The sequence below is a fragment of the Pengzhenrongella sicca genome (assembly GCF_017569225.1).
GTDB lineage: Bacteria > Actinomycetota > Actinomycetes > Actinomycetales > Cellulomonadaceae > Pengzhenrongella > Pengzhenrongella sicca.
Window position 1 is genome coordinate 3,175,910 of record NZ_CP071868.1, and the last position, 26,638, is coordinate 3,202,547.

General features: G+C 67.6%; 23 protein-coding genes and 1 pseudogene. 16 read left to right on the forward strand and 8 right to left on the reverse strand.

Annotated elements, in window-relative coordinates; translation table 11 throughout:
• Positions 1-8 precede the first annotated feature (8 nt).
• From J4E96_RS14605 to J4E96_RS14665, 13 genes are all read left to right on the forward strand, one after another.
• Positions 9-689, forward strand: a complete 681-nt coding sequence (locus J4E96_RS14605) for an SAF domain-containing protein (RefSeq protein WP_227422811.1) — start codon at positions 9-11, stop codon at positions 687-689.
• A complete protein-coding gene (locus J4E96_RS14610) occupies positions 689-1,456 on the forward strand; it encodes a P-loop NTPase family protein (RefSeq protein WP_227422812.1) in 768 nt (255 codons plus the stop codon). Before J4E96_RS14605 ends, J4E96_RS14610 begins: the two co-directional genes overlap by 1 nt.
• On the forward strand, positions 1,453-2,847 hold the full coding sequence (locus tag J4E96_RS14615; protein WP_227422813.1) for a CpaF family protein: 1,395 nt from the start codon (positions 1,453-1,455) through the stop codon (positions 2,845-2,847). Before J4E96_RS14610 ends, J4E96_RS14615 begins: the two co-directional genes overlap by 4 nt.
• Positions 2,847-3,701 (forward strand): type II secretion system F family protein, encoded by an 855-nt coding sequence (locus J4E96_RS14620; RefSeq protein ID WP_227422814.1) that lies wholly within the window; start codon positions 2,847-2,849, stop codon positions 3,699-3,701. Before J4E96_RS14615 ends, J4E96_RS14620 begins: the two co-directional genes overlap by 1 nt.
• A complete protein-coding gene (locus J4E96_RS14625; RefSeq protein WP_227422815.1) occupies positions 3,698-4,603 on the forward strand; it encodes a type II secretion system F family protein in 906 nt (301 codons plus the stop codon). The genes J4E96_RS14620 and J4E96_RS14625 overlap by 4 nt, the downstream gene beginning before the upstream one ends.
• A 93-nt stretch (positions 4,604-4,696) precedes the next feature.
• Positions 4,697-4,885 (forward strand): hypothetical protein, encoded by a 189-nt coding sequence (locus J4E96_RS14630; protein WP_227422816.1) that lies wholly within the window; start codon positions 4,697-4,699, stop codon positions 4,883-4,885.
• Positions 4,854-5,321: a TadE/TadG family type IV pilus assembly protein gene (locus J4E96_RS14635; protein WP_227422817.1), complete on the forward strand. Its 468-nt coding sequence runs from the start codon at positions 4,854-4,856 to the stop codon at positions 5,319-5,321. The genes J4E96_RS14630 and J4E96_RS14635 overlap by 32 nt, the downstream gene beginning before the upstream one ends.
• Positions 5,318-5,803, forward strand: a complete 486-nt coding sequence (locus tag J4E96_RS14640) for a TadE/TadG family type IV pilus assembly protein (protein ID WP_227422818.1) — start codon at positions 5,318-5,320, stop codon at positions 5,801-5,803. The genes J4E96_RS14635 and J4E96_RS14640 overlap by 4 nt, the downstream gene beginning before the upstream one ends.
• Positions 5,800-6,255, forward strand: coding sequence for a pilus assembly protein TadG-related protein (locus J4E96_RS14645; RefSeq protein ID WP_227422819.1), 456 nt, complete (start codon positions 5,800-5,802; stop codon positions 6,253-6,255). The genes J4E96_RS14640 and J4E96_RS14645 overlap by 4 nt, the downstream gene beginning before the upstream one ends.
• Complete coding sequence (locus tag J4E96_RS14650; protein ID WP_227422820.1) at positions 6,252-9,563, forward strand: LysM peptidoglycan-binding domain-containing protein; 3,312 nt, start codon at positions 6,252-6,254, stop codon at positions 9,561-9,563. The genes J4E96_RS14645 and J4E96_RS14650 overlap by 4 nt, the downstream gene beginning before the upstream one ends.
• A gap of 349 nt (positions 9,564-9,912) precedes the next feature.
• A complete protein-coding gene (locus J4E96_RS14655) occupies positions 9,913-10,575 on the forward strand; it encodes a DedA family protein (protein WP_227422821.1) in 663 nt (220 codons plus the stop codon).
• 106 nt (positions 10,576-10,681) lie between these two features.
• Positions 10,682-11,962, forward strand: coding sequence for a sensor histidine kinase (locus J4E96_RS14660; protein ID WP_227422822.1), 1,281 nt, complete (start codon positions 10,682-10,684; stop codon positions 11,960-11,962).
• A gap of 11 nt (positions 11,963-11,973) precedes the next feature.
• Positions 11,974-12,597, forward strand: a complete 624-nt coding sequence (locus J4E96_RS14665) for a response regulator transcription factor (protein WP_319637689.1) — start codon at positions 11,974-11,976, stop codon at positions 12,595-12,597.
• Positions 12,598-13,111: 514 nt separating this feature from the next.
• Here J4E96_RS14665 and J4E96_RS14670 read toward each other — a convergent pair.
• Positions 13,112-13,465 (reverse strand): sensor histidine kinase, encoded by a 354-nt coding sequence (locus J4E96_RS14670; protein WP_227422824.1) that lies wholly within the window; start codon positions 13,463-13,465, stop codon positions 13,112-13,114.
• Between the two features lie 285 nt (positions 13,466-13,750).
• Between J4E96_RS14670 and J4E96_RS14675 the strand changes: the two genes are divergently transcribed.
• The gene (locus tag J4E96_RS14675; RefSeq protein ID WP_227422825.1) at positions 13,751-14,563 is read left to right on the forward strand and encodes a DeoR/GlpR family DNA-binding transcription regulator; all 813 of its coding nucleotides are present in this window, start codon (positions 13,751-13,753) and stop codon (positions 14,561-14,563) included.
• Between the two features lie 98 nt (positions 14,564-14,661).
• Here the strand turns inward: J4E96_RS14675 and J4E96_RS14680 are convergent, their stop codons facing one another.
• The 4 genes from J4E96_RS14680 to J4E96_RS14695 all read right to left on the reverse strand — a co-directional run bounded on the left by J4E96_RS14680 (position 14,662) and on the right by J4E96_RS14695 (position 19,192).
• Positions 14,662-15,609 (reverse strand): DMT family transporter, encoded by a 948-nt coding sequence (locus J4E96_RS14680; protein WP_227422826.1) that lies wholly within the window; start codon positions 15,607-15,609, stop codon positions 14,662-14,664.
• A 9-nt stretch (positions 15,610-15,618) separates the two neighbouring features.
• On the reverse strand, positions 15,619-16,602 hold the full coding sequence (locus J4E96_RS14685; RefSeq protein WP_227422827.1) for an N-acetylglucosamine kinase: 984 nt from the start codon (positions 16,600-16,602) through the stop codon (positions 15,619-15,621).
• 101 nt (positions 16,603-16,703) lie between these two features.
• Positions 16,704-17,897 (reverse strand): SIS domain-containing protein, encoded by a 1,194-nt coding sequence (locus J4E96_RS14690; RefSeq protein WP_227422828.1) that lies wholly within the window; start codon positions 17,895-17,897, stop codon positions 16,704-16,706.
• On the reverse strand, positions 17,894-19,192 hold the full coding sequence (locus J4E96_RS14695; RefSeq protein WP_227422829.1) for a D-tagatose-bisphosphate aldolase, class II, non-catalytic subunit: 1,299 nt from the start codon (positions 19,190-19,192) through the stop codon (positions 17,894-17,896). The genes J4E96_RS14690 and J4E96_RS14695 overlap by 4 nt, the downstream gene beginning before the upstream one ends.
• A 496-nt stretch (positions 19,193-19,688) precedes the next feature.
• On the opposite strand from J4E96_RS14695, the gene J4E96_RS14700 reads away from it, so the two are divergent.
• Positions 19,689-20,552 (forward strand): class II fructose-bisphosphate aldolase, encoded by an 864-nt coding sequence (locus J4E96_RS14700; RefSeq protein ID WP_227422830.1) that lies wholly within the window; start codon positions 19,689-19,691, stop codon positions 20,550-20,552.
• Between the two features lie 247 nt (positions 20,553-20,799).
• Here J4E96_RS14700 and J4E96_RS14705 read toward each other — a convergent pair whose 3' ends face one another.
• From J4E96_RS14705 to J4E96_RS14715, 3 genes are all read right to left on the reverse strand, one after another.
• The gene (locus tag J4E96_RS14705) at positions 20,800-21,639 is read right to left on the reverse strand and encodes an endo alpha-1,4 polygalactosaminidase (protein WP_227422831.1); all 840 of its coding nucleotides are present in this window, start codon (positions 21,637-21,639) and stop codon (positions 20,800-20,802) included.
• A gap of 940 nt (positions 21,640-22,579) precedes the next feature.
• Positions 22,580-23,206, reverse strand: a complete 627-nt coding sequence (locus J4E96_RS14710) for a hypothetical protein (protein ID WP_227422832.1) — start codon at positions 23,204-23,206, stop codon at positions 22,580-22,582.
• The gene (locus J4E96_RS14715; protein WP_227422833.1) at positions 23,203-23,784 is read right to left on the reverse strand and encodes a SigE family RNA polymerase sigma factor; all 582 of its coding nucleotides are present in this window, start codon (positions 23,782-23,784) and stop codon (positions 23,203-23,205) included. Before J4E96_RS14715 ends, J4E96_RS14710 begins: the two co-directional genes overlap by 4 nt.
• A gap of 1,178 nt (positions 23,785-24,962) precedes the next feature.
• Between J4E96_RS14715 and J4E96_RS14720 the strand changes: the two are divergent.
• Positions 24,963-26,387 (forward strand): annotated as a pseudogene (locus J4E96_RS14720) (IS1380 family transposase).
• Positions 26,388-26,638 lie beyond the last annotated feature (251 nt).

Genomic DNA, 26,638 nt, shown 5'->3' on the forward strand with positions numbered 1-26,638 from the left:
GGCAGAACATGACCAGCACCTCGACCCGCCCGGACAAGACCGCCACGCCCGCGACGGGCACGGCGGCCCCGGTTCCGGTCCCGGGTCCAGTGCCGAAGATGCGCCGGCGGCCGGCAGTCGCGGCTGCAGCCCTGGCTGCCGCTGTCTTCGGAGCGATCGCCACCGGGTGGGCGTGGTCCTCGACCACTGCCTCGACTCAAGTCGTCGTGGTCACCGGCGACGTTCCCCGCGGCGCGGTGATCACGGCGGGCGATCTGGGGGTCGCACGAATCACTCTGGACCCGGCACTGAGGCCGGTCGACGCCTCGCAGCGAGGCGACATCGTGGGGCAGCGAGCCGCGACCGCGCTGTCAGTCGGGGCCATCGTGACCGCGTCGATGTTCGAACCCGAGACCGTGCCGGGTGAGGGCATGTCACTGGTGCCGGTGGCGCTGCCCCCAGAGCAATCGTTGGGGCTGAACCTGCAGGGCGGAGACCAGGTAAAGATCGTCGAAACCCCGCCGGCCGGGCAGGCAACCGAAGGCAACCCGCCGTTCACTGTGGCGGAGGTCGCCGCCGTGCACCCGGTGATCGAGACCGGCGCCACGGTCGTGTCCGTCACCGTGCCGGCAGCTGATGCTCCGGTGCTGGCCGCACGGATCGCGTCGGGAAACTTCTATCTCGTGCTCGATGCGAGGGAGGTGAACTGATGCCGGTGATCTGCCTGTGCTCAGCTGCGGGCGCGCCCGGGGTGACCACGACAGCTGTCGGGTTGGCGATGAACTGGGCCCGCCCCGTTCTGCTGGTCGAGTCCGACCCTTCCGGCAGCAACGGCCTACTCGGCGGAATGTTCCGCGGCGCCCGGGAGTACGAGAGTGGGCTGCTCGACATCGCTGCGTCGCCGCTCGCGATGTACGACGCGGTCCGTGACGCCACCCGCCCGATCGAGGGCACCGAAGTCCGCTACCTCGTCGGGTTGCAGACCCACACCCAGGCTCCTGGTCTAGAAAATCTGTGGGCGCCGCTCGGTGAGGAACTGGCTGACCTCGAGCACACGGGGCAGGACGTCATCGTCGATGCGGGGCGCCTGGGGTTGGTGGGTTCACCCGAGCCGCTGCTGGCACGGGCGGACCTGACATTGATCGTGACCCGGTCTCACTTGCCGGCGCTGGCCGCGGCCCGCTCCTGGGTCGAGCAGCTGCGATCGGCGCCGACGCCGTGGCGCCAGCCTGGGGTGTTGATGGTCGGCGAGGGGCAGCCCTACCGGTCGAAAGAAGTGCACAAGGCGTTGGGTCTACCCGTCATCTCGACGATCGCGGACGACCCTGCGGGTGCCGCCGTGTATCACCGGGGGGCGCCCGCGCCGCGCCGCTTCGGGGGCAGTGGGTATGTCCGCAGCCTGCACACGTGCGCTCAAGCGATCACGGGCGCGGTGGCTCGCTACCGCACTGAGTTGGTCAAGGACGTGAACGCATGACGGCCATCGACTACACCCGCCCCGTTAGGTCTCCGGCGGCATCCGAAGGTGTCGACTGGGCGTTCGTGGCCGTGTTGCGGGCGCGTGCCTCAAGCCGGCTCGCCGACGAAGTCGGCCGACGCGAGCAGATCAGCAAACTGGCTCAGGAAGAGCTGGGCCGGTCGATCATCCTCGACCTCATCGAGACGGCGGTCGCCGACCGGATCGACGCCGGGATGGCGGTGTGGAGCGAACCGCAACGCAAGGTGATCGCCAAAGCAGTCTTCGACGCACTGTTCCGGTTAGGCCGGCTGCAACCGCTCGTGGAGGACGCCCGGGTCGAGAACATCATGATCGACGGCTTCGACAACGTCCTGCTCGAACTGTCTGACGGGTCGCGCGAAATCGGACCCCAGGTCGCGGACTCCAACGCCGAGCTCATCGAGTTCCTCGTCTTCCTCGCCTCTCGCGCCGAGACGAGCACCCGCGAGTTCTCCGAGTCCAACCCGACGATGGACCTGCGCCTGGACGACGGATCCCGGCTCGCGGCCAGCGCCTGGGTCTGCCCTCGTCCCCAGGTCAATATCCGCCGACACCGCCTGGTGCAGGTCTCCTTGCAAGACCTGGTCGACCTCGACATGCTCACCCCCACGGCCGCGTCGTTCCTGGCCGCGGCCGTCCGGGCACGCAAGTCGATCGTCGTGTCCGGCGCCCAGGGCGCCGGCAAGACGACGCTGGTGCGGGCGCTGTGCGCCGAGATCGACGCGTGGGAGCCGATCGGCACGTTCGAGACCGAACTGGAACTGTTCCTGCACGACCTGCACACCCAGCACCGGATGGTCCGCGCCTGGGAGCACCGTCCCGGTAGCGGCGAGATCGGCCCAAGTGGGCATCGCCCCGGTGAGTTCACGCTCGATCAAGCGCTGTCGGGGTCCTACCGGTACAACCTCGCCCGACAGATCGTCGGTGAGGTCCGCGGGAAAGAGGTCTGGCCGATGATCAAAGCGATGGAGTCCGGCACCGGGTCGATCTCCACCACCCACGCGTCCGACGCCGTCGCAGCCATCCGCAAACTGGTCACGTGCGCCATGGAAGCCGGACCGCACATCACCGCCGAGCTCGCCACCGCCAAGCTTGCCGCCACCATCGACCTCGTCGTGCACATCACCTTGACGACCTCACGCGCCCAGCCCGGCGCCGCGGCCGTCCGCACCCGCCAGGTCGCCGAGATCGTCGCGGTATCCCCCGGGGAGCAGACCACCGGATACGCGACCACCCATGTGTTCACCCCCGGCAAAGACGGCGCCGCTGTTCCCGGGGTGCTACCGGATGAATATCGGGAACTGACCGCGCACGGTTTCGACCTCACCACCTACCTCAACGCCAGGCCACGATCGCCGGAGGTGGCCTGATGCGCGCCATCGTGATCGCCGGGGCGGCACTCGTGGGAGTGAGCCTGGTCGTGTTCGTCGCCTCTCTCATCCCCTCCCCCGAACCCGCACCCGGGCCGGCCGCGACCGGCCGATCGGTACGCGCGATCTCGCGAAGGACGCGGCTGATGCTGGTGGGCGGCCTGGGTGGGGGGCTGCTGGCCTGGGTGATCACCGGGTGGGTGCTCGCGATCGTGATCGTGCCGGTCGCCGCTCTCGGGCTACCAGCTCTGGTGAGCGCGCCAGACGTGAAAGCCCAGATCGCTCGCCTGGAGGCGATGGAGGAATGGACCCGGTCACTGGCCGGGGTGCTCACCGTCGGCCTCGGCCTCGAGGCCGCGCTCATGGCGTCGGTGCGATCGGCACCGAAGCCCATCGAGGCGGAGGTGACCCGGTTGACCTCCCGGTTGCGCTCGAGGTGGCGCACCGAAGACGCCCTGCGCGCGTTCGCCGATGACCTCGACGACGCCACCGGTGACCTCATCGCCGCCAACCTCATCCTCGCCGCCCGCAAACACGGCACCGGCCTCGCGTCCGTCCTCGAAGGACTCGCCGAATCGGTTGCCGACGACGTGCGCTGCCGCCGACAGGTCGAAGCCGACCGCGCCAAACCCCGAGCCACCGCCCGGTGGGTCACCCTCATCTCCGTCGCCGTCCTGAGCGTCCTTTCGTTGGCGAGCAACTACACCGCCAACTACGCCACCCCCCTCGGCCAAGCTGTCCTGACCGTCCTGCTCGCCGCGTATGTCGGCGTGCTCGTATGGATGAAACGCATGGCAGCAGGCAAGCCCTGGCCCCGGATTTTGCCTTTGAGCAACCTCGGAGCGCGGTCGTGAACGCCACCCTTCTTCTTGTCGCGGCCCTCGGTGGGCTCGTGGCGGGCGCTGTGGTGGTGGCCCTCGCCCAGCTCGGGACCGCGCATGTCGACGTCAGCGACGCCTTCGAACGCATGACCCCACCGCGTGGGCGCCGCCTGCTCGCGACATCCGCGGCGAGCGCGACCGGCATTGAGCGGCTGGGGGTGTGGGCGATGCGCGTCCTGCCTCCCGGGATGTGGGCCAAGACCCCGACCCGCGAGCTCGTCCTGCTGCGCATCCCCCTGACCCGGTTCTACGCCGAGAAGATCACCTTCGCGTTCCTCGGCCTGGTCATCCCACCCTTCCTGGTCACCTTGTTCGCGGTGCTGGGCCTGAAGTTGCCGGTCGTCATCCCCGCAGCGGCCAGCCTGGGTCTGGCCGTGGTGATGTTCTTCATCCCGAACTACAACGCGATCGACGACGCCAAGAAGGCGCGACTCGAGTTTCGCCGCGCCCTGTCGGCGTACATCGATCTCGTCGCCACCGAACGCCACAACGGCGCCGGGGCGCGTCAAGCGATGGAGTCCGCCGCCGACATCGCGAACTCCTGGGTCTTCGCCCGCCTCGGCGAAGAACTTCGCCGCTCCCGGTGGTCCGGTGCGTCGCCCTGGGATGCGCTGCGCACCCTGTCCGACGAACTCGCACTGCCCGAGCTCGCCGACTTCGCCGACATCATGCGCCTGTCCGGGACCGAGAGCGTCGCCGTCTACACCAACCTGCGGGCCCGCTCCGCAGCGCTGCGCGCCACCATGCTCACCGACGAACTCACCGCAGCAAACGCCGCCGGCGAACGCATGACCATCCCCGGTTCGATGCTCGGCGTCGTGTTCATGGCCCTGCTCCTCGCCCCCGCCATCCTCGGCCTCTTCGCGAAAACCTAGCCATCACGAACGCGCCACTTTCAGCGCAGGAAGGTCCCCGGACGCCCCCCCCCCCCCCCAAAATCCACCGCACTGAAGGAAGGACGAACCATCGTGCCTCATCTCCTGGCCGCCTTGACCGTGCTCAAGGCATTGCTGACCAACACCTACGACGACGACCCCGAGCGTGGGTCGGTCACCATCGAGCATGTCCTGTGGGCGGCCGCGGTCATCGCGATCGTCGGCATCGTCGTGGCCGCGATCAACGCCTATGTCACCGCCCAGACCGCCCTCATCACCTGAGGGCCGCCGCCCGCGGCGCCCGCGACCTGGCCCGCGCCACCGGCGCGGCCGGGTGCACGAGCGTGAGCACGAGCGTGGGTCGGGTTCGATCGAGATGCTCCTCGTCCTACCCGCGCTGTTCACCATCGTGATCCTCGCCATCCAGGGCGCGTTCTACTACCACGCGCACACCCTGGCGATCGCAGCCGCCCAAGAAGGAGCCCGCACCGCCGGCGCCCTGAACTCCACCGCCGCCCACGGCGCCGCCGCCGCAGCGGACTTCATCGCCGATGTCGGTGGCGACGACGTCCTCACGGGCGTCGAGGTCGGCGCCGAGCGCACCGACACCTCCGCCCGGATCACCGTCGACGGGTACTCCGCATCCCTGATCCCGGGGTGGAACCCGCCCATCCAGGCCGCAGCGACCGTTCCCGTCGAAAGGGTGACCCCACCATGACCACCCACCCGCGCCCATTCGGGTCCCAGCTCCCGCGCCGACGACTGCGCCAACGATGGGACCGCGGCGACGAGCAGGGGTCAGCTGCGGTCGAGGCGGTAATCCTGGTGCCCGCGTTCGCGCTGTTCATCGGGCTCCTCGTCTTCGCCGGGCGCACCGCCGTCGCCCACCAAGGAATGCAGGCCGTCGCCGCCGACGCAGCCCGGTCGGCGTCCATGGCCCGGACGCCCGCCAGCGCGCAAGCAGGCGCTGAGGAGGCCATCACCTACTCCCTCGCCAACAACAACCTGCGGTGCGCGACGAGTTCCGTTGAGCTCGACGTGTCCGGGTTCTCGGCACCGATCGGAACACCCGGGATGGTCACTGCCACGGTGACCTGCACCCTCAACCTTGGCGACCTGGCAGTTCCCGGCGTCCCCGGAACCCACACGGTCAGCGCGAGCATGGTCAGCGTCGTCGACACCTGGAGATCGGCCCCATGAACCGGTTCCGGCACCTGGTGCGGATCCGCTACCAGGCTTTGGCGCGTGACGACCGCGGGTCGGTGTCCGTGTGGGCGGCGACCTCCGCGGTCATCATGATCATCTGCGTCGGGATCGCCGTCGACCTCGGCGGCCAGGTACGCGCTCAACAGCAGGCGCGCGACCTCGCCGCCCAAGCAGCGCGCGTCGGCGGGCAGCACCTTGACGACTCGGCTATCTCGGGCCGCTACCCGCTGGTCGCCATCGCCCAGGCCAAGTCCGCCGCCGGCAACTACCTGACCGCGGCCGAGGTCACCGGGACGGTCACCATCACCGATGCCACCACCATCCGAGTTGCGGTGACCGACACCTACAGCCCCCTGTTCCTCGGCATCGTCGGGATCGCAGACCTCACCGTCACCGGGGACGCCACCGCCCGCGTGATCCGCACGATGGGAGAGACCGAACAATGACCACGCTCACCCGCCGGCTCCTCGGCCTGCTCACCACCGTCGGGCTTGTGGGGTTCGCGGCCGGGATCCCGTTCGGGCTCACGTCGTTCGGGCTCAGCCCGGTGGACATCCTCACCCACCGCATCTGGTCGAACCTGTTCGAGCCCGACGACGCGACCATGGCGTGGGTCGGCACCGCCATCCTCGTATGGGCCATCTGGGCGGTGCTCGTGGCCTGCCTGGTCGTCGAGCTCGTCGCTGCCCTCCGCAAGATCGACCCACCAGATCTGCGCGGGCTCACCGTGCCCCAGAGCGCAACTCGAACCCTGCTCACCTGGGCCTCGCTGCTCTTCATCGCCGTACCCGCCGTCACCGCCTCAATCCCGGCCGGACCCGCATCCGCGTCAGCGGGCGCCGACGTTCCCGCGATCGCGACAACGGCACCACTGCGTCCGGACCAGGCGCGTGCTTCCACCGGTGCGCCCGGCGCGGAGGCGCCTCGACCGGCCGGTCCGGTCGCGTCACGGCCCGCGCCCGCCGCGCGCGTGAGCGCCCCCGCACCTGGCACGACCGTGTATGAGGTCAAACGCGGGGACAGCCTATGGAAGATCGCCGAGACCATGCTCGGCGACCCCATGCGCTACCTCGAGATCGAAGCACTGAACGCCGAACTGCTCGGCGGACAGCCGGGCTTCATCGCACCACCCATGTTGCTGACACTGCCGGGCGATGCCCGCCCTGCGGAGGCCACCCCCGCCGCCGGCGCCACCTACGCCGTCCAAGCCGGTGACACGCTCTCCCAGATCGCCCATGACGAACTCGGGGACGCCTCCCGCTACCCCGAGATCTTCGAAGCGTCCACGACCATCATCCAACCGGGCGGCGAGAAACTGACGGACCCTGACCTCATCAAACCGGGTTGGACCCTCGACATCGCCACACCCAAGAACGGAGCCGCACCACCGGCCGCGACGGGCACCGGCGAGCCAGCGAATCCGCCATCAGCCGATCTCCCGACGCCGCAGACGCCGGCGACCGAACCCGACGCCGGCCCACCACCGGCAGCGACTCCTTCGACCACACAAGGCACCGGTGATTCGCCGCCACCAGCTCCTCCTACCACCGACGTCGACGTCGACGTCCCAGAGTCGGGCGAGCTGGTGCAGGCTGACGACGCCCAGGTCGAGACGGCGCCGGGGTGGCTCCTACCCGGACTCAGCGGGGCCGGAGCGCTGCTGGCCGGAGCGCTGCTGCTCACCGTGCGCGCGCACCGGCGCACGCAACTGCGCTACCGCAAACCCGGCCAGATACTGCAACCGCCGCCCCCCGGCCTGCTCGCTGTCGACCGCACCGCCGAAGCGTCGGGAACCCCGACCGCCCCACAGATCCAGACACTCGACGCCCTGCTGCGTGAACTGGCCACGACGTACCCGAATCCGCAGCAGTACCCGCCCATCGTCACCGTGGAACTCACGGCCACCCACGCTCGGATCCACCTCACCGCAGATGCAATCCTCCCCGAGCCGTGGAATGGCGACGCCCGCGACTGGTCCGCACCGCTCACCGAACGCGCCCCAGCAACGGGTATCCCGCCCTACCCGCTCCTGGTCACGGTCGGCCAGTCCGCCGAAGGACACCTGTGGCTCCTCAATCTCGAACAGGTTGGATTGCTCGCCATCACCGGAGACACCGAACGCGCCAAAGCGTTCGGACGGTATTTGGCCGCAGAACTCGCTCTGAACCCGTGGTCGGTCCTCGTCAGCGTGCACGCCATCGGATTTGGCGACGAGCTTGCCCTGATCGATCCGCTGCGCTACACCCACTACCGCGTCGACGACCCCGACGCTCTAGACGAGATCACCCGAGCCGTCGACCCCGCAGGCGGCGTCGTGGGATACGACCCAGAAACCTTCCACGTCCTCCTGGCCGCCACCACCGAGCACGCGACCACCGCCGCGGGAGTGCGGGCCATCGCCAAGGCCATTGCCACCCACCCCGCACGCCCCGGCGCAGCGGTCGTCATGGTCGGGGTCGCCAACCACGACTTCAGCGTCGAAGCGGCCACGACAGCCGAGGGTCGCCTGCTGATCCGATCACTTGGACTCGACCTCGACAGTGTCGGGCTCACCGCCGCCGAAGCCCGCGACTGCGCTTTGCTGGCAGCAACGACCGAGGAGGCTCCGTGCGTCCCGTACCCGATCGACCACACCGCCAGTTCCGGCATGGCCGCCGTGATCGACGCCGCCGGCGCGCTACGCCCCCAACTCGTCAATGACCGCCCCGCGGACCCGACCACACCCGCCGGCGAGACCTCCCTCCTGCCCCTGCCCACCCAGACGTACGTCGACGTAACCCCAACAACGGCGCAGGACATCCAAACGCTCGCACCCACAATCTCGGACGCAACGGCCAGCAGGGTCCTCGCGGTCTACCCCGACCTCGACGCTGACGTCGCCGAATGGGTCAAAGGGTCCGATTGCGCGAAACCGCGCCTCGCTCTTCTCGGGCCCGTGCAGGCGCACGGGCGCGGAGACCCGCACGCAGCCGCGAAGCGCCGACCGTTCCTTACCGGACTGCTCGGCTACCTCGCCCTGCATCCCGCCGGAGTGACCTCCGACCAGATCAAAACGATCGCTGGAGCCGAGAACTACCGCAACAACATCAAAGTTCTGCGCCGATGGATGGGCAAGAACCCGCGCACAGGCGACGACTACATCCCGTACGCCAGCAACACCCGCGCCGCGAAGGCTTGCGGCGAACCCCGCTACCAAGTCGACGACGTTCTCGTCGACTGGGACCTGTTCAAAGCCTTACGAGCCCGCGGCACCGCGCGAGGCGCAGGCAACGCAGGCATCACCGACCTCGAGCTCGCTCTCGGGCTCGTCACCGGGGTGCCCTTCAGCCAGCGACACCCAGGGACATGGAAGTGGCTCGACGAGACCGAGCGCCTCGACCTCATCGCCCCCTGCGCCATCGTCGATGTCGCCCACACCGTCGTCATCCACGCGCTCGCCATCGGGGACATCCCCATGGCCCGCCGCGCTGTCGACACCGCGATCCTCGCCGCACCCGACGACGAAGCCGCACTCCTCGACCTCGTCGAGATCCTTCGCGCCGAGGGCCACCCCACCCTTGCACGCACCAAACTCCACGAGCGCATCATCAACCGCACCGAGGATCACCACGCGCCGATCGACCTGCCTGCACGCACCGCTGACGTCCTCGAAAAGCCCAAGCACATGGGGATCAACGGCACGGCACCGGGTAACGGCGCCACAGCCAATAACCAGAGGGAGGGACGAGCTACTCGCACGCCGACCACACCTTGACGACAGCTGTGTCGCATCTCAACGCGAGGTTGACCTGGATTTGACCACAAGCTCGTCGCCTGACTCGTCGACTTCGTAGGCGATGAGCGTCCGCTGCGTGAAGGCGCCCGGCAGTCGCGCTGCCCTGCGCGAGGACTTGGCGACACTCTCGGGTAGTCGCAGACGTACCTACCGGAGCCGGGCGAGTCCCCCGCTGGAGGGAGGTGGTTCGGGTCCTGCGGGGGGCGCGTGAGGAGACTTCCGTGCGCGAGGGTCGATGCATGAACACTCACGTGTCGCCAGAGCATCGCCCAGGAGAATCGGGAGAGGCCCACCGGTGTGGTGGTCCTCGGGCGTGGCGGGGAAGAGGGTGATCGATTGGATGTTTGCCCTTGGGGGCTCGCCTCTCACTGTTCTTGGGCTCTACCTGCTCGTCACGTTGGATGGGATCTTGCCGGTCGTTCCGAGCGAGTCTGTGGTGATAGCGCTCGCGGCACTGGCCGTCTCGGGTGGCGGCTCGAGCCTGGCGGTCGTGCTTCTTGTGGCGGCGGCAGGTGCCTTTACCGGGGATCAGCTCGCCTACGTGATCGGACGCGGGGTCGGGCTGCGGAGCATTCCGTTGCTGCGCGGACGGCGAGGGCGTGCAGCCCTTGATTGGGCGGCCGACACCCTCATACAACGAGGCCCGTCCTTCCTTCTTGCGGCCCGGTTCATCCCGGGTGGGCGGGTCGTCGCGAGCGTCGCGGCAGGGGGGTTGCACTACCCCCGCCGGCGGTTCGTCGCGGTGACCTCGGTGAGTGCAGTCACTTGGTCGCTGTACGTCGCCGCACTCGGGATCGGCGCCGGTACGTGGTTCGCGGGCCAACCGGTCCTGGCGATCGGAGTCGGGATCGCGGGTGGCGCTCTCGTTGGATTGCTGGTCGATCGGTTGTTCCGGCGCCAGCGCAACCGTGCGAAGACCGTGAGCACGGCGTCCCGCGCGACGATGGGTGCAACCGCTGGGCGCACCCCCGAGGGTCCGGGGCGCTCCTGACCTGTAGTTCCCATTGTCCCGATCAGTTTGTCTCCCCCGGGAGAGGGAGACGGTCGGGGTCGCGCGGGGGGCGTGGGCCGAGTCGACGGTGCGGCACGATCACTTCATGCCCCTCCTCGCGTCGCCAGCAGAGCGCCCAGATCTGGACCGTACGGGTCAAGCACGCCCGTGGTACGGGCCGGCGTTCGTCGCGCTTCTTGTCGCAGTCCTGATTATCACGACGCCCATGTCGAGCCCGATGTCCGGACTGTGGGGAAGCGCCTGGGCCGGCAGTGTGGGCGCCGGGTGGCTCGTCATGCTGATGCTGGCTCGCGCGAGCGTGGTCGCCGGTGTCGTGCTCGCGCGGCGTCGGACGGCCTGGGCGACGGCGCTGGTCGCCTGGCCGTTCCTGTTCAGCCCCGTCATCGGCTTCTTCGAATGGGCGTGGTGGCTCGCGCTGCTCTGCGTAGCGGTCCTCGCGGCGGTAGACGGCCCGCGCCGGGCGCTCCTTCCGTTCGGCTGCACCCTGGCGGTTGCGATCGGGTACTGCCTGACGCGCGTGCCGGCGATGTTGCCCATCGGCCCGGTCACCGCGACGTCTCCGAACTCGGACGACGTCTGGATCAGCCTGGTGATCTACGTGCTCGCCTCGAGTGCTGCGGTGGCGATCGCCGTAGCGATCGGGATGATGCGCCGTTCGAAGATGCAGAGCGTCGTCGCGGCAGCCGATTCAAACCGTGCGCGTGAGGTGGCAACGATCGCCGGTGAACGCGCCCGCCTCGCCCGCGATCTGCACGACGTCGTCGCCCACCACATCTCGCTCGTCGCCGTGCGAGCCGAGAGCGCGCCGTTCATGCACCCGCAGCTCGGAGAGGCTGCCCGGACAGTCCTCGCGGACATCGCCCGCGACGCACGCGGCGCGCTCGACGAGCTGCGCCACGTGCTCGTGGTGCTGCAACGTACCGAGGAGCAGGCGGACACCGGCCGGTCTCCCCAGCCCGGCGCGGACGGCATCGCGAAACTCGTAGACGATGCCCGCGCGGCGGGCCAGGACGTCCACTTGACATGGTCCGGGGAGCGTCACGTGGCGGCAGCCCAGGGCTATGTGATGTTTCGCGCGATCCAGGAAGCCCTCACGAACGCTCGTCGACATGCGCCAGGTTCCGCGGTCGACGTCGTCGTGACGGTCACGGACGCTGCCGTCACGGTCCGCATCTGCAATCCCGTCGATCCGCAGGCGACATCGCACGACCCCGGGAACGGGCTCGTCGGGATGCGTGAACGTGTTGAAGCTCTCGGTGGCGACCTGCAGGTCGACAACCACGACGGCACCTTCCGGGTGGTTGTTGACCTACCCATCGCGCCGGCTGCCGATGGCGCCGTGGGCGAAACGCTGGAGCTACGATGATCCGCATCGTTGTGGCCGACGATCAGCCCGTCGTGCGGGAGGGCTTCGCGGCGATCCTGAACTCTCAGGCCGACATGGAAGTGGTCGGTTCCGCTGCTGACGGACGGGAGCTGCTCGCACAGGTCGCCAAGCAGACCCCGGATATCGCCGTCGTCGACGTCCGCATGCCCGTACTGGACGGGATCGCTGCGACCGCGCAGATCACAGCTCGACACCCCCAGACCAAGGTCTTGATCCTGACCACCTTCGACCTTGACGAATTCGTCTACGAGGCGCTGCGCGCCGGAGCGAGCGGGTTCATGCTCAAAGACGCCCAGGCCGCACGACTCGTCGAGGGCGTACGCCTCGTCGCGGACGGGTCGATGCTGCTCGGGCCGAACGTCACGCGTCGACTCGTCAGCGACTTCGCAGACCATGCACCCGAGCCGCTTGCGGGCCTCGGCGACCTCACCCCGCGCGAGCACGACGTGCTACTGGCCATCGCTCGAGGCCTGTCGAACACCGAGATCGGGTCGGAACTCTTCGTCACGGAGCAGACCGTCAAGTCCCATGTCGCGGCGATCCTACGCAAACTCCAGTGCCGTGACCGCATCCAGCTCGTGATCGCCGCGTACGAGTCCGGGCTCCTTCGCTAGCAGATCCCGGACCGCCAGTGGCGATCCACACCTCGCGTGCCGGGAAGGGCATCGAATCACGCCGGGTAGCCCCGCAACACGCCCATCACCGCACCCGACGCAGACGCGCGGCGAGTGCACTGTCAGAGCAGCATGCTCCAGGGGAATACCACCAATGCAGCCAGAATGACCACGATGGGGCGAAGTACTCGTTGTCGCATCTGGCGTGAATCGCGTCGACTCCTGTCGAGGTCACCGCTCTTCACGGCAACGAACTGGAGGACAACGAATGCGAACATGAGAGCGATGAATGCCAGCAACTGCACGCGGTCGGGACTACTCATCGCTACCTCTCGAAGTCGACATCAACATAGACCTGCGCCGAGATCCACGGCACTGAACGACAGGTAAATGGCAGACTCGTGGCCCACAACAGTTACTCACATCGTGAAGTGGGCCGGAGCGCGGAGCGCACTGGGGTCAAGCCCCTAGGGTCGCAGCATGCTGACCGCGCGAAACGAGTGGCGCGCCCGCCTCATAGGCGACGGTTCCGGCGGCTGTGCGAACCGGGCCCGAGTAAGTGCCCATCAAGGGTTCTTGCCGGCTGCACCTGACACGCATCGACGAGCTGTCTGCGTCCATCGAGGAGCTCTCCGTGCGGATCGAGGAGTCCACCGAGCAGAGCGGCACGCTCACGCATGCCCAGGATGCCGCGATGGGTGCCGCCGCCCGCCCCGGGACGGGTACCCCCGGCGTCCAGCACCTCGACCTCGACGGCGGAGGTGCCGCGCCGCACGGCGACGCTCGCCGACGGTGTGCCCGGGGCGTACCGGAGCACGTTGGTCAGCCCTTCGGTTACCACCCGCGCCACCGCCAGCCGGACCGCCATGTCGGCAGGAAGGGCGGTGTCCAGGCCGCTCGCGGTGACCGGGACCCGGGTAGCTCCCAGACGTGGACAGCAGCACCGATCCCTGGCAATCCGAGCCGGCCACCCGCGACGTGGCGAAAGAGCGGCCGGCATAGAGCCCAGTTGCCGAAGACGGATCGATTCGATTGTGCGCGGTGAGGGGGTTACGTCGCCCGCCAGAGCGATCTGCGCGACTCGCGCATAATGCCTGAGGTAAAGTGAGCGTTCGTAGCAGTTGGCGACGAATTCGCCGGGGAGGTGGCGAACGTGGATGATCGTCCGAGCGTAGGGGACGTCCCACGTGCGCTGTCGCGTAAGCGGTCTGAGCGGATGCTTGCGGCGCTCACCCTTCTGGATGCAGGGGGCTCGGTGAGCCTCTCGACTCTCACCGACAAGCTGGGCGTCTCAGCAGCCACTATTCGGCGCGACCTGGCCGATATGGAGGATCAGGGTCTGCTGTTGCGCACCCACGGTGGCGCTCGTAGGCGGACGGCCCTGTCCGAGGTGCCGGTGCGGTTGAGAGATTCGCGGTTTCGCGAGGCGAAGCAGCAGATCGCGCGCCGGGCAGCCGAGCTTCTGCCTTTCGGGCGCTACAGCGTCGCGATCTCAGGGGGGACGACGACGGCGGAGGTTGCACGGGTACTGGCCATACGGCCCGAGCTCGCCATCATCACGAACTCACTCACCACGGCTATGGCGATTGCCTCGCGCCCGAACCTGAAGGTCATCATGACGGGGGGCGTGGTTCGCTCGAACTCGTTCGAGGCCGTCGGGGCGCTTGCTGAGAACGCGTTCAATTCGATAAACGTTGGCACGGCGATCCTCGGCACGGACGGAATCAGCGCCCGTGGCGGGGCAACGACTCACGACGAGACGGAAGCGCGGACGAACCATGCGATGGTCGCCCATGCGCAACGAGTCATGGTGGTCGCTGACGGCTCCAAAGTGGGTCGGCTCACCTTGGCAAAGATGGCCGACCTCGGCGAGATTCACATCCTGGTGACCGACTCAACTGCTGACGGAGCGGAACTCGAGCGTATAAGGGCTCAGGGTGTGGAGATACACGTCGTCGGCACGTAAGACACGGGCACGAGGTGAGTGGGCGCGAGGCGCCGCCCGCCCCAGTTGATAGGGAGTCGGACGACGCCTCGCGGGCTACCTAGATCGATTTTTGGTGCTCAGCGTACGGTGGTGCCGTCGTCTGCGCCTTTCGTCACGGCAGGGTCGGTTGCCATCGTCAGCGCCTCGCCGCGCTTCTCGTCGCTGTAAACCATCAACGTGGAGCCAACGATCGCCAGGACGATGCCGATGGTGGCGAAGCTGCTCGGGACCGTCTGGTAAATCACTAGGGACAGGGCGATTGTCAGGACGGGCGCGAGCGCGTTGGTAACCGGCGAAACGATGGACGCCTTGCCTCTGCTCAGCGCCATCACGAGGAAGAGAGCTCCGACTGCGTTGAGGAGCTGAGTAGCGCCGGCGAGCGCGGGCGCTTGCCAAGGAGCGGATTCGGGTAGTCCACCCATCATGAGGACGGCGACGGGGATGAGGATGAAGCCGCTGATCGTCATCCAGCCAAACGTCGTGCCGTCGTTCACTCCGACGGTCGCGGCCTTGCGCATGAAGAATGCCTGCACACCCCAGGCAATGCAGATCAGGATTGCCATGAAGAGCCAAGGTCCGGTGGCGCCGTCGGTGGTGCCGCTGGAGATGCTGAAAAGGACAACAGCGACCAAGGCCATCGCAACCCCAAGCACCGCTACTCGGCTGATCCGCTCGCGCAGCAAAGTTACGGCGAGCACGACGGTGATCATCGGCGACAGGGCAATCACCGGAAAGACGAGATACGCCGGTCCCATCGTTAGGGTCTTGAATAGCAGCAACTGACCGCCGGCCCCGGTGAGCCCGATCGCTAGCCCGTAGAACGCGGCGATCGGTCGCCGGTCAAACTTCGAGCCGCGCAGTGCGAAGAAGGCGGGAATTAGCATGGTGAACGCCCAGATGATGTAAATCATCTCATCGGGGTATCCGTACCTGACGGTGGGCTGGCTTGAGAACGCACCCCAGACACCCCAGAATAGAACCAGGAGTCCGGCGTAGGTGATCCAGCTGCGGTTGGTGGTGGACATGATGTCTCCTTAGGCTTTTGACGTTGCGGCGGCAAGGCCGTCGCGCAGGTTTGCCAGCGCGTCGGGGGTCAATGGGGTTCCAGCGAGCTTCGCCGCGTACAGGGCGGCACCTACATCGGGCGTATACAGCGGTTGGCGGATCTCGTGCTGCACGTTGCGGCGGCCGAGTTCAGCGGTGAAGGCCGCAAGGACGACCTCGGAACTGAACACGCCGCCTGAATAAGACACCGGTACGGTCTCGTCTGGCCCGAACGCGAGCCTGCGCCCTGTGCAGTCAACGAGAGCTGCCAGTTCGCACCCGGCGTCGGCGAGGATCTGGGCGGAGCTGACGTCGCCGCGTGCTGCCGCCTCGCCAATCTGACGGCTCATCGCCGCAATTTCACTGCGTGAGCCCTTCCACCGGTTCAGAACCACGTCGACCAGGTCAAGATCGGCAGTCAGGTCGAGGTGGGTACGGAGCACCTCCAACAGGGGCCCTGGGGCAAGGCGCCCGTCGCTCATCTGTGAGAAGGCGGTCAATCCGCGCACGGCAATCCAGTAGGCAGACCCTTCGTCGCCAAACAGTTCACCCCAACCACCGACCCGGGCGCCTGTTCCTGCGCGCTCGCCATACGTCATCGAGCCGGTCCCACTTATGACGTTGATGCCGTCGACAGCCCCGAGCGAGCCAGCCCATCCGCACACCATGTCGTTGTCGCAGCGGTAGCGTTCGTGGCCCAGGACGGCTCGCGGTGCAGCATCCAGCGTGGCTACGTCACCGCTCGCTTCGCCGTACGTCGGCAGGCCGAAGAATGCGTATTTCAACTTGCCGGTCGTGATGCCACCGTCTCGGCACACGTCCTGAATCCCCTGGGTCAGGTACTTCTCCACGATCTCGATGCCCTGCGCGAAGTAGTCGACGCTCGGCGCCTGTCGTTGTGCGATCAGGTTGCCGTCGTGATCGATCAGGCATAACGCCGTCTTGGTGCCCCCGCCATCAACGCCGAGAAACATCACGTACCTCCACTGGCGTCCACACTGGCGCCGTCGATTCCATGGCGACCGTCAAGAGGCGGTCGCCGAAGCCGGGAGCGTTGCCGCTCCTGGCGGTCGTGTCAGGCGAGTGCCCTCGACCCGGGCCCAGCCGACACGGGGAGTGCGTGGATCGTCACGCCCTGCACGACGCGGTTCACCGCTCCCGAAGGGAATGGGTTGTCAGGGGTCTTGCCGAGCGCAAGCGAGAACTGCAGACCAAGGAGTTGCGCGCTCAGGACGAAGGGGAGCGCCAATGCCGCATCGGGAAGGTCGTCTAGCCCTTCGAGGTGCCACGGGTCGCTGTCCCCGGCTCCCGCGCCGCCCGCCGCGATTGCGATGACATTCTCGGAACCTAGGGACTCACGCAGTTCAGCTGCAATATCGAGGTCGTATAGCCGCGTGTAGGAGTCATTTGAGAGGTAGACGATCGCAAGAGTGCGATCGTCGAGGACCGCCTTCGGGCCGTGCCGGAATCCGAGGGCCGAGTCCGAGTACGAGACGACGCCACCAGCTGTGAGTTCGAGCAGCTTCAGCGCGGACTCGCGCGCAAGTCCGCGGAGCGGCCCACTGCCGAGATAGACGACCCGGTCGAACTGGCGATCGGCCAACGCCCGCGCGGCTGGCCCCTGCACGGCGAGGATCTGCTCGGCTGAAACTGCCAGCCGCTCCGCGAGCCCACTGCCGTCGGCCGGTCCCGCCAGCGTGAGCCAGGTCGCCAGCATCATGCAGGTGAAACTCCCCGTCATGGCGAAGCCTTTGTCGTTTGAGAGGTCCGGCATAAGCAGTACCAGGGATCGATCGGCTCCACTGTGGCGACGGTGAAGCTCTCCCGCAGAGTTGCAGGTCACGACCAGGTGGTAGACCTCGGACAAACATTCTTCGGCCAGCTCGGTGGCTGCGACGCTCTCCGGGCTGTCGCCCGACCGGGCGAATGAGACCAGGAGTGTCGGGCGATCCTCGGCGAAGCACTCAAGGGGGGCGGAGACGATAGCGGTGGTTGAAATCGCATCGACGCTCCGTTGCAGCTTCCGGCGCAACGCCGGAGCGAGGACGTCGCCCGCGAACGCCGACGTACCCGCACCGGTCAAAACGATGCGCAGGTCGGCGCGGTCAAGCAGGGGGCGAAGGAAGGCTCGCGTGAGCGCCTGACGGGCCGTGGCGGTGCTACCGACCTCGCGCCACAGGTCGGGCTGTTGAAAGATCTCACGGGCGGTGTGCTGGGCTCCGCGAGCGGCCAACTCAGCATCGGTGTATCCAAGCGATTCTGTGGTCACAATGAGCTCCTCAACGATGGGTTGCAGGCGTGGGCGTAGTCGCGCAGCACGTCACGGACCAGATCAATGGCAAGCGCCTTGGGCTCCAACGAGAGGTCGCCTCGGCGGGCACGGGCGTACTGGTTCGGCAAGTACTGGCTGAGCACGGGCAAAGGGATCCCGCTCGCGCCGAGGTTGGCGAGGAGTTGGCTCTCTGCCGCATGGATCTCGGGATCGGGCCAGTAGTAGCGAACCCGATCGCTGAAGCTGTACCGCCGCGCGATCTGCTGGTCCCTGGCGTCGCCCTCGTAGTACCCCTCCCACCAATGCGGATCCGCGAGCATCCGGCGCTCAACAACGGATACAAGGTTGGAGCGGTCCTCGGCTGCGACCAGTTCGTCCTCCACTGCAGCGAGAGCAAAGAGGGCCTCGCGAAGCGCGAACGTCAAGCCGGGACCCACCTTGAGGATCGCCCAGTGGTCCTCAACGAGCTCCGTGAGTCGTTCCTTCGTCTGGTAGTCCGTGGAGTGGGCCTCGAACACAAGGTTCGAGTACTCGGCGACGACGCCACGCAATGAAGCTGTGCGGTCCCGGTCGTAGTCAATGACGCGGACGTGGTCGAACTCGACACCCGGCTGAACAACTAGGCCAATGACCCGCTTCCAGGCTGCAGCGAGGTCTGCCTGGATGAAGGCCTTTTCGTGCCGGGCGAGGGTGGCCCGAGCTGCGCCCTCCGAAGTCGGCGCGAGCTCCTCGATGGTCTCGTGCGCTCCGCCCGGTACGGGCACCTCGGTACCGATCACGTAAAGCACCTCGCTGACGCCAAATTCGCGCCTTGCGACGGCCTCGGCCACACTCGCGAGCCGGGCCGCGCGACCGGCGACGATGTCGTCAGTGAGTATTTCGGGATCTCCCGCGCACACCATGCTGCAGTCGAGATGGATCTTGGTGAATCCCGCCGCGACGTACGCTTCGACGAGATCATCGGCGCGGTCCATCGCGGCCTCTGCGCCGAGGCCCCGCCACGTGTTCGGGCCAAGGTGATCGCCACCGAGTACGACTCGGTCGCGCGGAAACCCGACGCGGTCCGCGATCTCGTGGACGAGGTCGCGGAAGTCGGCCGGCCGCATACCGGTGTAGCCCCCGAACTGATCAACCTGGTTCGACGTGGCCTCGACCAACACGATGCTGCCGTCCTCGAGTGCCTGCAGGACCGCGGCCTCGAGAACTAGAGGATGGGCGGAGCAGACCGAGGGGACACCGACGGACTCGCCTGCCTTGTGGAGATGCACGGTGTCAAGTAGAAGGTTCGTCACGATGCTCCGATGCGTCGGGGGACAGGCTGCGACCCGGGGGCTCTGGTGTGCCTACGCCGTCGCTATAGCGAGAAGTTAACTGGATTGAGCAACAGACTGCACGCTTCGCTCACTCTTGTTGCGCATTTGGGCGTCTTTGGCGATGTCGGGCGAGCGACGGGTCGAAGATGGCTGCACGGCGCCGTCCTGGCGTGTCCGTCGCGAGATGAGGAGAACACCGCGTGAGTTTGGTCAGCTATCCGCCGAGCGGCAGGAGCCGTCGTTTTCTCGCCCTGTGTCCGTGGAACAAACGCCAGGACGGTCCATATGGGCGATCCCAGCTCGATTCTCACGATCGCCCGCGCTCCGACGCGGGCACGGCACAGGATGAGTTGCGCCCGGACGCGGGCCCGACGTTCCAGCGTCGCTTCTTGCCCTTGCCCGTGCTCGCCGAAACATCCGGCGCTCGCCGGGCCGCTAGGTGTATTGACCGTGTGGTCAGTTGCGGTGGTGCCGCGTGACTCTTGTGTCGACGCGCGAGCTCATGCGCGACGCAGTCGCTGCGGGGGCCGGACTCGGTGCGTTCAACGTCGTGCACCTCGAAACAGCGGAAGCGTTCGTCGCGGGCGCAGAACTTGCCGGTCTGCCCGTAATTTTGCAGATCTCCCAGAATTGCGCTCGCTTCCACGGCGGGCTCGAGCCGATCGCGCTGGCGACGCTAGCCGTAGCGCGGGCGTCGAGCGCGCGGATCGCGGTCCACCTCGACCACGCTGAGGATGCAGACCTCGCCCGTAAGGCGGTCGACCTCGGTTTCAGTTCAGTCATGTTTGACTGCGCACGACTTCCATATGAGGCAAACGTGGCGGCGACGGCTGAACTCGTGAACTTCGCTCATAGTCGCGACGTCTACGTTGAAGCGGAGCTCGGTGCGATCGGGGGCAAGGACGGAGCCCATGCGCCCGGCGTGCGCACCGACCCAGCTGAGGCTACGACGTTCGTCCGCGAGACGGGTGTCGACGCCCTGGCCGTCGCGGTTGGCACGTCGCATGCGATGACCGAGCGGGTCGCTTCGATCGATCTGGGTCTTCTCGCCAGCCTGCACGCGGCCCTTTCAGTCCCGCTCGTGCTGCACGGCTCGTCGGGTGTCCCCGACGCGGAGATCGTTCGCGCAATCTGGGCTGGCATAACAAAAATCAACGTTTCGACCCACCTAAACGGCGTCTTCACAACGGCAGTCCGCGCGCGCCTTCGCGACGATCTCACGATGGTGGACTCGCGCGGATATGTCGGCGCCGGTCGACTCTCGCTGGCAACCGAGGCGGGTCGCATGATCGCGCTCTTCGCGAGCGCGAGGAACGTCGATGAGGCCGCGACGCGTTAACTAGGTGGAAACGTCCCCGCCTCGGGGTGTCAATGGCCAAGTGGAAGTCCCCGCTGCCTGGCCGAATGGTGGGCGACCGTGACCCGACGACGGCAAAGCGAAAGTTTGCCGCAATCGCCTCCTGTGGACCCAGCGGCGCCTAACAGCGCACATCGTTGTTCGCTAGTTGAATCCAGGCGCGATAGTCACTGAACGACAGCTACCGCGCATTGTTGCTCCGGCCGCTCGGGGCTGGTTCCGCGTATCGCTAATCGAGCGGGCAGGCGGCGAAGTGGTATTGCGGGTCGGACGGCGTTGTCAGGTCGCGGTCGCGCAAGATCGTCGAGGCTGGAACCTGCTCGTCGGCACAAACCTCCCCGAAGGTCCCACGGAGGTCATCCGTGTATTCGATGTCGACAAAGTGATCGCCCCAGACCTCCCTGTAGAGCGCGCATTCGTCGTACCGGTAACATTCCTCGGCGACCGCGAAGTCGAAACCCGCCTCGTCACGTCCTCGCGATCCGAGTTCCACCGAGTTTTTCTGAGCAATCGCGAGCCCGGCTGCGTGGGCGTGCTCGACGTAAAGAGTGGCAAGCGCCATCGCACCATCTTGGTCGAGACGACCGTCGCTGCGCGTATAGCTGTCAAGGTTGTCAATCTCGATCGCATCGAACCCGGCAGCGGCGCACAGGTCGAGGGTGGTCGCGATCTCTACGGCGATGCGTTGGCGCTTGTCGTCCGTTGAGGCGTCGAGGATCAGCTCGTCCGGCCAGTTCTCATCGATGATCGGCTTGCCATTGCCCTGCAGCACGAGGTCGGGACGGTCAGCGAGCCAAGCGTCTCGGTCAGCGGGCTGAGTCTGGAAGCCATTGACGTAACAGATCGAGTAGAGGCTTCCAGCAGGCGCGGCGGTGCTGTCCCGGGCGACGCCGCCGACACCATCGGCTGGGGTGTAGGCCCCACCGAGTTGGTAGTCGATGACCGCACCGGTAGGCAGTGGTGAAATGTTACCCGGTGTCCCTTTGTCTATCTCGTCGGTTGCCGTTCTCTCAAGCCCCGTTCCGGCACACCCTCCGAGAATTAGCACCGCTCCGATGGCTATGGACACCGACGACCACCGCGGCTCAATCACGGCTTACCGATGGGGTGATCGACGTATCCGGCAGCTCTCAGATGGACTCTCATCGACGGAGCCGAAACGAGCTTAACTGGACACATCGAGGATTGCGAGGCGTTTGCCGACGCGCTCGTCTGATTCACGACACGACCCCGGGTAGGGCGACGCGGGCGTCGGCGAGACAGCCTTTCCGGTATTTGCTTCATCTGATTCGAGGGTTTCGGCTGAGCTTTCCGATGGTGGCGCGGCGGAGCAAGAGCGCGGCGCGACGAATCTCTCGGTCCTGCCCGTTGGCCGTGGCGGTGTTCGTCCGTTCTAGGAGCGTCGAACCGGCGACGGCTCGTTGGTCTTCATCGTTCGATGTCATCGCGTCTCCCTGGCTTCTTCTACACCCTTGTTGGTGTCGGCTCTCAGTCCGGTCAGCAAGCTTCCTCTGACGAGGTCGAGTACGTCTTGGTCGGGCATGTTCTGCTGTTGTACGGCTGCGACGAGTAGTCGGACAAGGTGGGCAACATTATGCGTGGTAGGAGATGCGTCACGGGTGACGAGGGTTCCCGTGCGGCGTCGGGTGCTCGCTAGGCCAAATGCCTCCAAATCCCCGGTATGCGCGTGCGACGGTTCCGGCCGTGGTCGTTGTCGTGAACGTCCCAGATGTTGATCGCGGCAGCACCCTCGGATTCGAACGTCCAGACGCGGGCGTAGATCAACTCCTCGGCCAAGATCCGGTTGTACCTTGCCGTCGTGGCGTGGGTGTGTGTGAGCGGATCGCGCTTGTGGCACGAGGTGGAAGCAGTGACGGTCCTGATGAACGCGGCTGCCTTGGCAGTTCGCGAGTGCCGGCTCGCTCGCGACCCTCGCGGCGCGCGCAACCCGGAGTGAGCCGGTGGTGCGGCGCGGGCTCGTGTCCGTGCGCCGCACCACCGCTCGGTGGTCAGCCGCCCGTGTGGCCCGCGTCGTCGGTGACGTCGAGCCCCTCGACGAACCGTGCAGCGACCTCGCCCGTCCAGTGCAGCTCGGGTGGGAGCTGGACCGAGAGGTAGTCGCCGTCGCCCTCGGGCGCGAACACCCCGAGGGTCCCGCCGGGCTGGCCGTCTACCTCGAGCATGTCGTACACGAGCACCTCCTGACCGCCGACCGCGAAGGTCTGCGCCTCGAACTCGCCGCCCGGCAGCGACTGCGAACCGACGAGGCTTGCGACGATCCGACCCTCGAAGCTGCTCGGGTCCGAGCCGTCGTCGTCGCCGTCGGCGAGCATCAGGCTGCTCCGGTCGGAGGACAGCACGTGCCAGCCCTCGGGGACCTCCGCGATCGTGAACCCCGCGGGCTGCTCGGCCGTGTAGGCGACGAGCTCGGCCGCGGCGGCCGGGGTGGTCGAGGTGAGCAGCGGCGCGCCGACCGCGACCGTGGCCGCGAAGGCGCCGGCAACGCCGGTGCCGACCAGGCGCGTGCGGCGACGGCGGGCGCGCTGCCCGCGGCTCACGTCGTCGTCGAGCACAGCGGCGGGCGTCGCGTCGACGGTGGCGGTCGCGCGGGACATCAGGGTGGTCAGGTCGCTCATGACAGTCTCCCAGCGGTGAGGGTGGCGTGGATCGTGGGGATAGGGGCGGTGTCGCCCCGCGGGTGGTCCGGGCGCAGACCCTGGTCGTCGCGCAGGGCCGGTCCGAGCCGGTGCTTGAGCTTCTCGAGCGCCCGTGCCGTCTGGCTCTTGACCGTCCCCGGTCTGCACCGCAGCGCCCGGGCTGTGTCGGCGACGCTCAGGTCGTGGAAATAGCGCAGCACCACCGTCGCCCGCATCCGGTCCGGCAGCTCCTCGAGCGCCGCGAACAGCAGCCGGGAGTCGTCGTCGATTGCGCCGCTCCCGACGGCCCGGTCCGGCAGCTCTGACCGGAGGTCCTCGCGCTTGCGCCGGCTCGTGCGCATCTCGTCGGTGAAGGCGTTGACCAGGACGCGGCGGGCGTACGCGTCGCGGTCCCGCACGTCGCGCAGGCGCGGCCAGGCGAGGTACATCTTGGTCATAGCGGTCTGGACCACGTCCTCCGCCGTGTGTGAGTCGCCAGCCGTCAACAGCGTCGCCGTGCGGACCAGCGACTGGCGGCGCCGCGCGGCCCACTCCCGGAACTCCTCATCAGATCTCATGGATTGCTCTCCGTTCCTTCATACCCCTCAGACGCGTCCGGCACAGTGAACGGTTGCACGCCCCACGACACCGAAGGTCGCGGGGGCATGCCCCGCGTGACGACCGCCCGTCCGGCCCGCCTGTCGCACCGCACGCACGGAGCGCGACGATCAGGGCGCAACGCCCACCGCCCAGCGCGAGCGCTCCGTCGGGTGTCGACCGGACCGCGTCGCGATCCGCCGGGAAGTAATCCTGAGGCAACGACCCTCGCGACGTTCCCGGTTGACCCGCTTCCCTCGCGTGCACTCGCCCCCGTGACCATCGGTGACGACTGCGAGGTCTTGCCCTCACGCCCGAGGTGCCCGAGCGGTCCGACGTCAGCCGCGCTCCGCCCCCCACCACGTGCCGCCGCGCCACAGCCACTCGAGCAGGGCCCTGGCGGTGATGGCGCAGTCAGAGCGTGGAGAACGCGCACTGCACGACGAGGATCCCGGCCGCCACGAGCAGCAGGCCCGTATACGCGTCGGTGTCCGGCAGGTCGAGCAGGTGCCCAGCGCCGATCATGAGAAACCTCGCGGTCAATTGATGCCCACGTATGGGCTCTGATCGGTCCTGGTCGGGCGGCCGGAGTCCGCTCGGCGCTGCGGCCGGACTCCGTCGAAGCCGCCGCCCGGCACCTGGCCGCGACGATCACCGAGACCATCGGCGTTGAACGGCCCCACCCGTCCCTGCTCGCCGGTCCGCACGGCGCCCGGGGACGAGCCGCCCAGAAGCTCCGGGCCGCCACCGACCTCGTCTCCGTTCACCAGACGCCAGCGGATCCCCGCGTTCTCCGGTCGCGCATGTGCTTGAGTCCGCCGACGCGCGCGATGCCGCAATGGCCCGTCTGGCTTCGCTTGCCCTCACCACCGCCTCGGTCGAGGACGCCCTCGCCCTCCGCGTTGGGCAGACCGGAGTTCCCTGGGCCAGCGTTCGTACCTGGCTGCCGGGAATGCAGCATGTCGCCTCCGCTGCCGAGGGCCTCGCGCGAGCAACCGCACCGCACGCCGCCGACCGACTGCCCGACATCGGCTTAGCCTCGATCCACCGATTGGGTTGGCCCGGTGGTGGGCGTGGGAGCGTGAGAATGCCCTTCTGATCTGGAAAAAGGGGACTTGCTGAGGGTCCTGTTCACCAGCTCAAGAAGGGCATCTCGTAGATGCAACTCTTCCACAGCACACCGGTCGCGTCAGTGGTCTTCGACGAACCGAATCTCGTGTCGGCCGCGGGTCTGGTCCCAGTGCTCGCGTTGGCCCGCCGTGCCGGGCTCGGTGAGCTCGCCGACCGCTGGTTGACCGTTCCGTCTGACCGAGGCGCACACGCCGGGGCGAAGGTGACAGCTCTGATCGCGGGGATGGCCGCGGGAGCGGACAGCATCGACGACATGGCCGTCCTGCGTCACGGCGGGATGGGCAAGGTCCTCGGCGCCGCGCCGGCACCCTCGACGCTGGGGTCGTTCCTGCGGGCATTCACCTTCGGGCACGTCCGCCAGCTCGACGCGGTAGCGTCCCGGTTCCTGACCGCGCTGGCTGCGGACACGGCCCTGCTCGGGACGCCAGGTGACGACGAGACGGTGATGGTCGACCTCGACGACACCATCGTCGAGGTCCACGGCCACCACAAGCAGGGTGCGGCGTTCGGGTACTCCGGGGTCCGCGGCCTCAACGCCTTGCTCGCCACCGCCTCCACCGCTTCGGTCGCCCCGGTCGTGCTCGCCCAACGGCTACGCCGGGGCAACTGCGGGTCGCCGCCTGGGGTGACCCGCCTGATCCGCGACGCCCTGGCCGTCGTGCGCCGCACCCACCTGGCCCGCCCGGTCTTGGTGCGGGCGGACCCGGCGTTCTACTCCCGCACCCTGGTCTGTGCCGCGGTCGCTGCCGGCGCAGACATCTCGGTGACGGTGCGGATGGATCCCGTGGCCAAACGCGCGATCGACGCCATCGACGCCGACGCGTGGACCACGATCAAGTACCTGCAAGCGATCTACAACCAGGCCACCGAGACCTGGGTCTCGGCCGCGCAGGTCGCCGAGATTGCGTTCACCGCGTTCTCCACCCGCAAGCCCGCCGAGCAGGTCCCCGGCCGCCCAGTCATGCGCCGCATCCCGGACCTGAACGCCCGCGCCAGAGCCGGTCAGGCCACGTTGTTCCAGACGTGGCGGTTCCACGCCTTCTTCGCCACCACGGACCTAGACACCGTCACCGCCGACCGCACCCGCGCCGCCACGCCTTGATCGAGAACGGCCACGCCGACCTGAAGAACTCTGGCCTGGCGCACCTGCCATCGGGGGTGTTCACCGCGAACGCCGCCTGGCTGGTCTGCGCGGTCATGGCGTTCAACCTGACCCGCGCCGCGGACACCCTCGCCGGCCCGGCGCTGGCGAAGGCGACACACCGCGACGATCCGCCGCAAGCTCATCGCCGTCCCGGCCCGACTCGCCACAACAGCCAGGCAACTGCACCTGCACCTACCCGAACGCTGGCCCTGGGCCGAGCAGTGGAGCGAACTGTTCCACCTCACCTGCTCACCCGGCTCCTGGCCGAAGCTCTGGAACTGCAGGAAGCGGAGATCACAAGAGCGATGACTACCTGACCCGGGATCGCCTGATGGAACCTGGGCGGCAGGTCGCGGCGGCCTCAGGTGCGAACTAGGGATCCTTCTCTGTTCGTCAAGCAGGGTTCGTGGTGGGGTGGCCCTGGTGGACTCGCGGGCGGTGCAGATCTGGCGCCGGGCCTGCGGCTCGACGCGGCGGGGCACGCCGAGCTCACTGATCGGATCGCCGCGGTGCTTGGCGACTTCGCGAACCGCCCCGCCACCCCGGGGGCACGCCGTACT

What these genes read in the sequence shown, in the direction of transcription:
- J4E96_RS14605 (WP_227422811.1), top strand. Translation starts at nt 9, where the DNA reads ATGACCAGCACCTCGACCCGCCCGGACAAGACCGCCACGCCCGCGACG.
- J4E96_RS14645 (WP_227422819.1), top strand. Translation starts at nt 5,800, where the DNA reads ATGAACCGGTTCCGGCACCTGGTGCGGATCCGCTACCAGGCTTTGGCG.
- J4E96_RS14620 (WP_227422814.1), top strand. Translation starts at nt 2,847, where the DNA reads ATGCGCGCCATCGTGATCGCCGGGGCGGCACTCGTGGGAGTGAGCCTG.
- J4E96_RS14615 (WP_227422813.1), top strand. Translation starts at nt 1,453, where the DNA reads ATGACGGCCATCGACTACACCCGCCCCGTTAGGTCTCCGGCGGCATCC.
- J4E96_RS14640 (WP_227422818.1), top strand. Translation starts at nt 5,318, where the DNA reads ATGACCACCCACCCGCGCCCATTCGGGTCCCAGCTCCCGCGCCGACGA.
- J4E96_RS14680 (WP_227422826.1), bottom strand. Translation starts at nt 15,609, where the DNA reads ATGTCCACCACCAACCGCAGCTGGATCACCTACGCCGGACTCCTGGTT.
- J4E96_RS14710 (WP_227422832.1), bottom strand. Translation starts at nt 23,206, where the DNA reads ATGAGCGACCTGACCACCCTGATGTCCCGCGCGACCGCCACCGTCGAC.
- J4E96_RS14635 (WP_227422817.1), top strand. Translation starts at nt 4,854, where the DNA reads ATGTCACCGCCCAGACCGCCCTCATCACCTGAGGGCCGCCGCCCGCGG.
- J4E96_RS14670 (WP_227422824.1), bottom strand. Translation starts at nt 13,465, where the DNA reads ATGGCGGTCCGGCTGGCGGTGGCGCGGGTGGTAACCGAAGGGCTGACC.
- J4E96_RS14610 (WP_227422812.1), top strand. Translation starts at nt 689, where the DNA reads ATGCCGGTGATCTGCCTGTGCTCAGCTGCGGGCGCGCCCGGGGTGACC.
- J4E96_RS14715 (WP_227422833.1), bottom strand. Translation starts at nt 23,784, where the DNA reads ATGAGATCTGATGAGGAGTTCCGGGAGTGGGCCGCGCGGCGCCGCCAG.
- J4E96_RS14685 (WP_227422827.1), bottom strand. Translation starts at nt 16,602, where the DNA reads ATGTTTCTCGGCGTTGATGGCGGGGGCACCAAGACGGCGTTATGCCTG.
- J4E96_RS14660 (WP_227422822.1), top strand. Translation starts at nt 10,682, where the DNA reads ATGCCCCTCCTCGCGTCGCCAGCAGAGCGCCCAGATCTGGACCGTACG.
- J4E96_RS14650 (WP_227422820.1), top strand. Translation starts at nt 6,252, where the DNA reads ATGACCACGCTCACCCGCCGGCTCCTCGGCCTGCTCACCACCGTCGGG.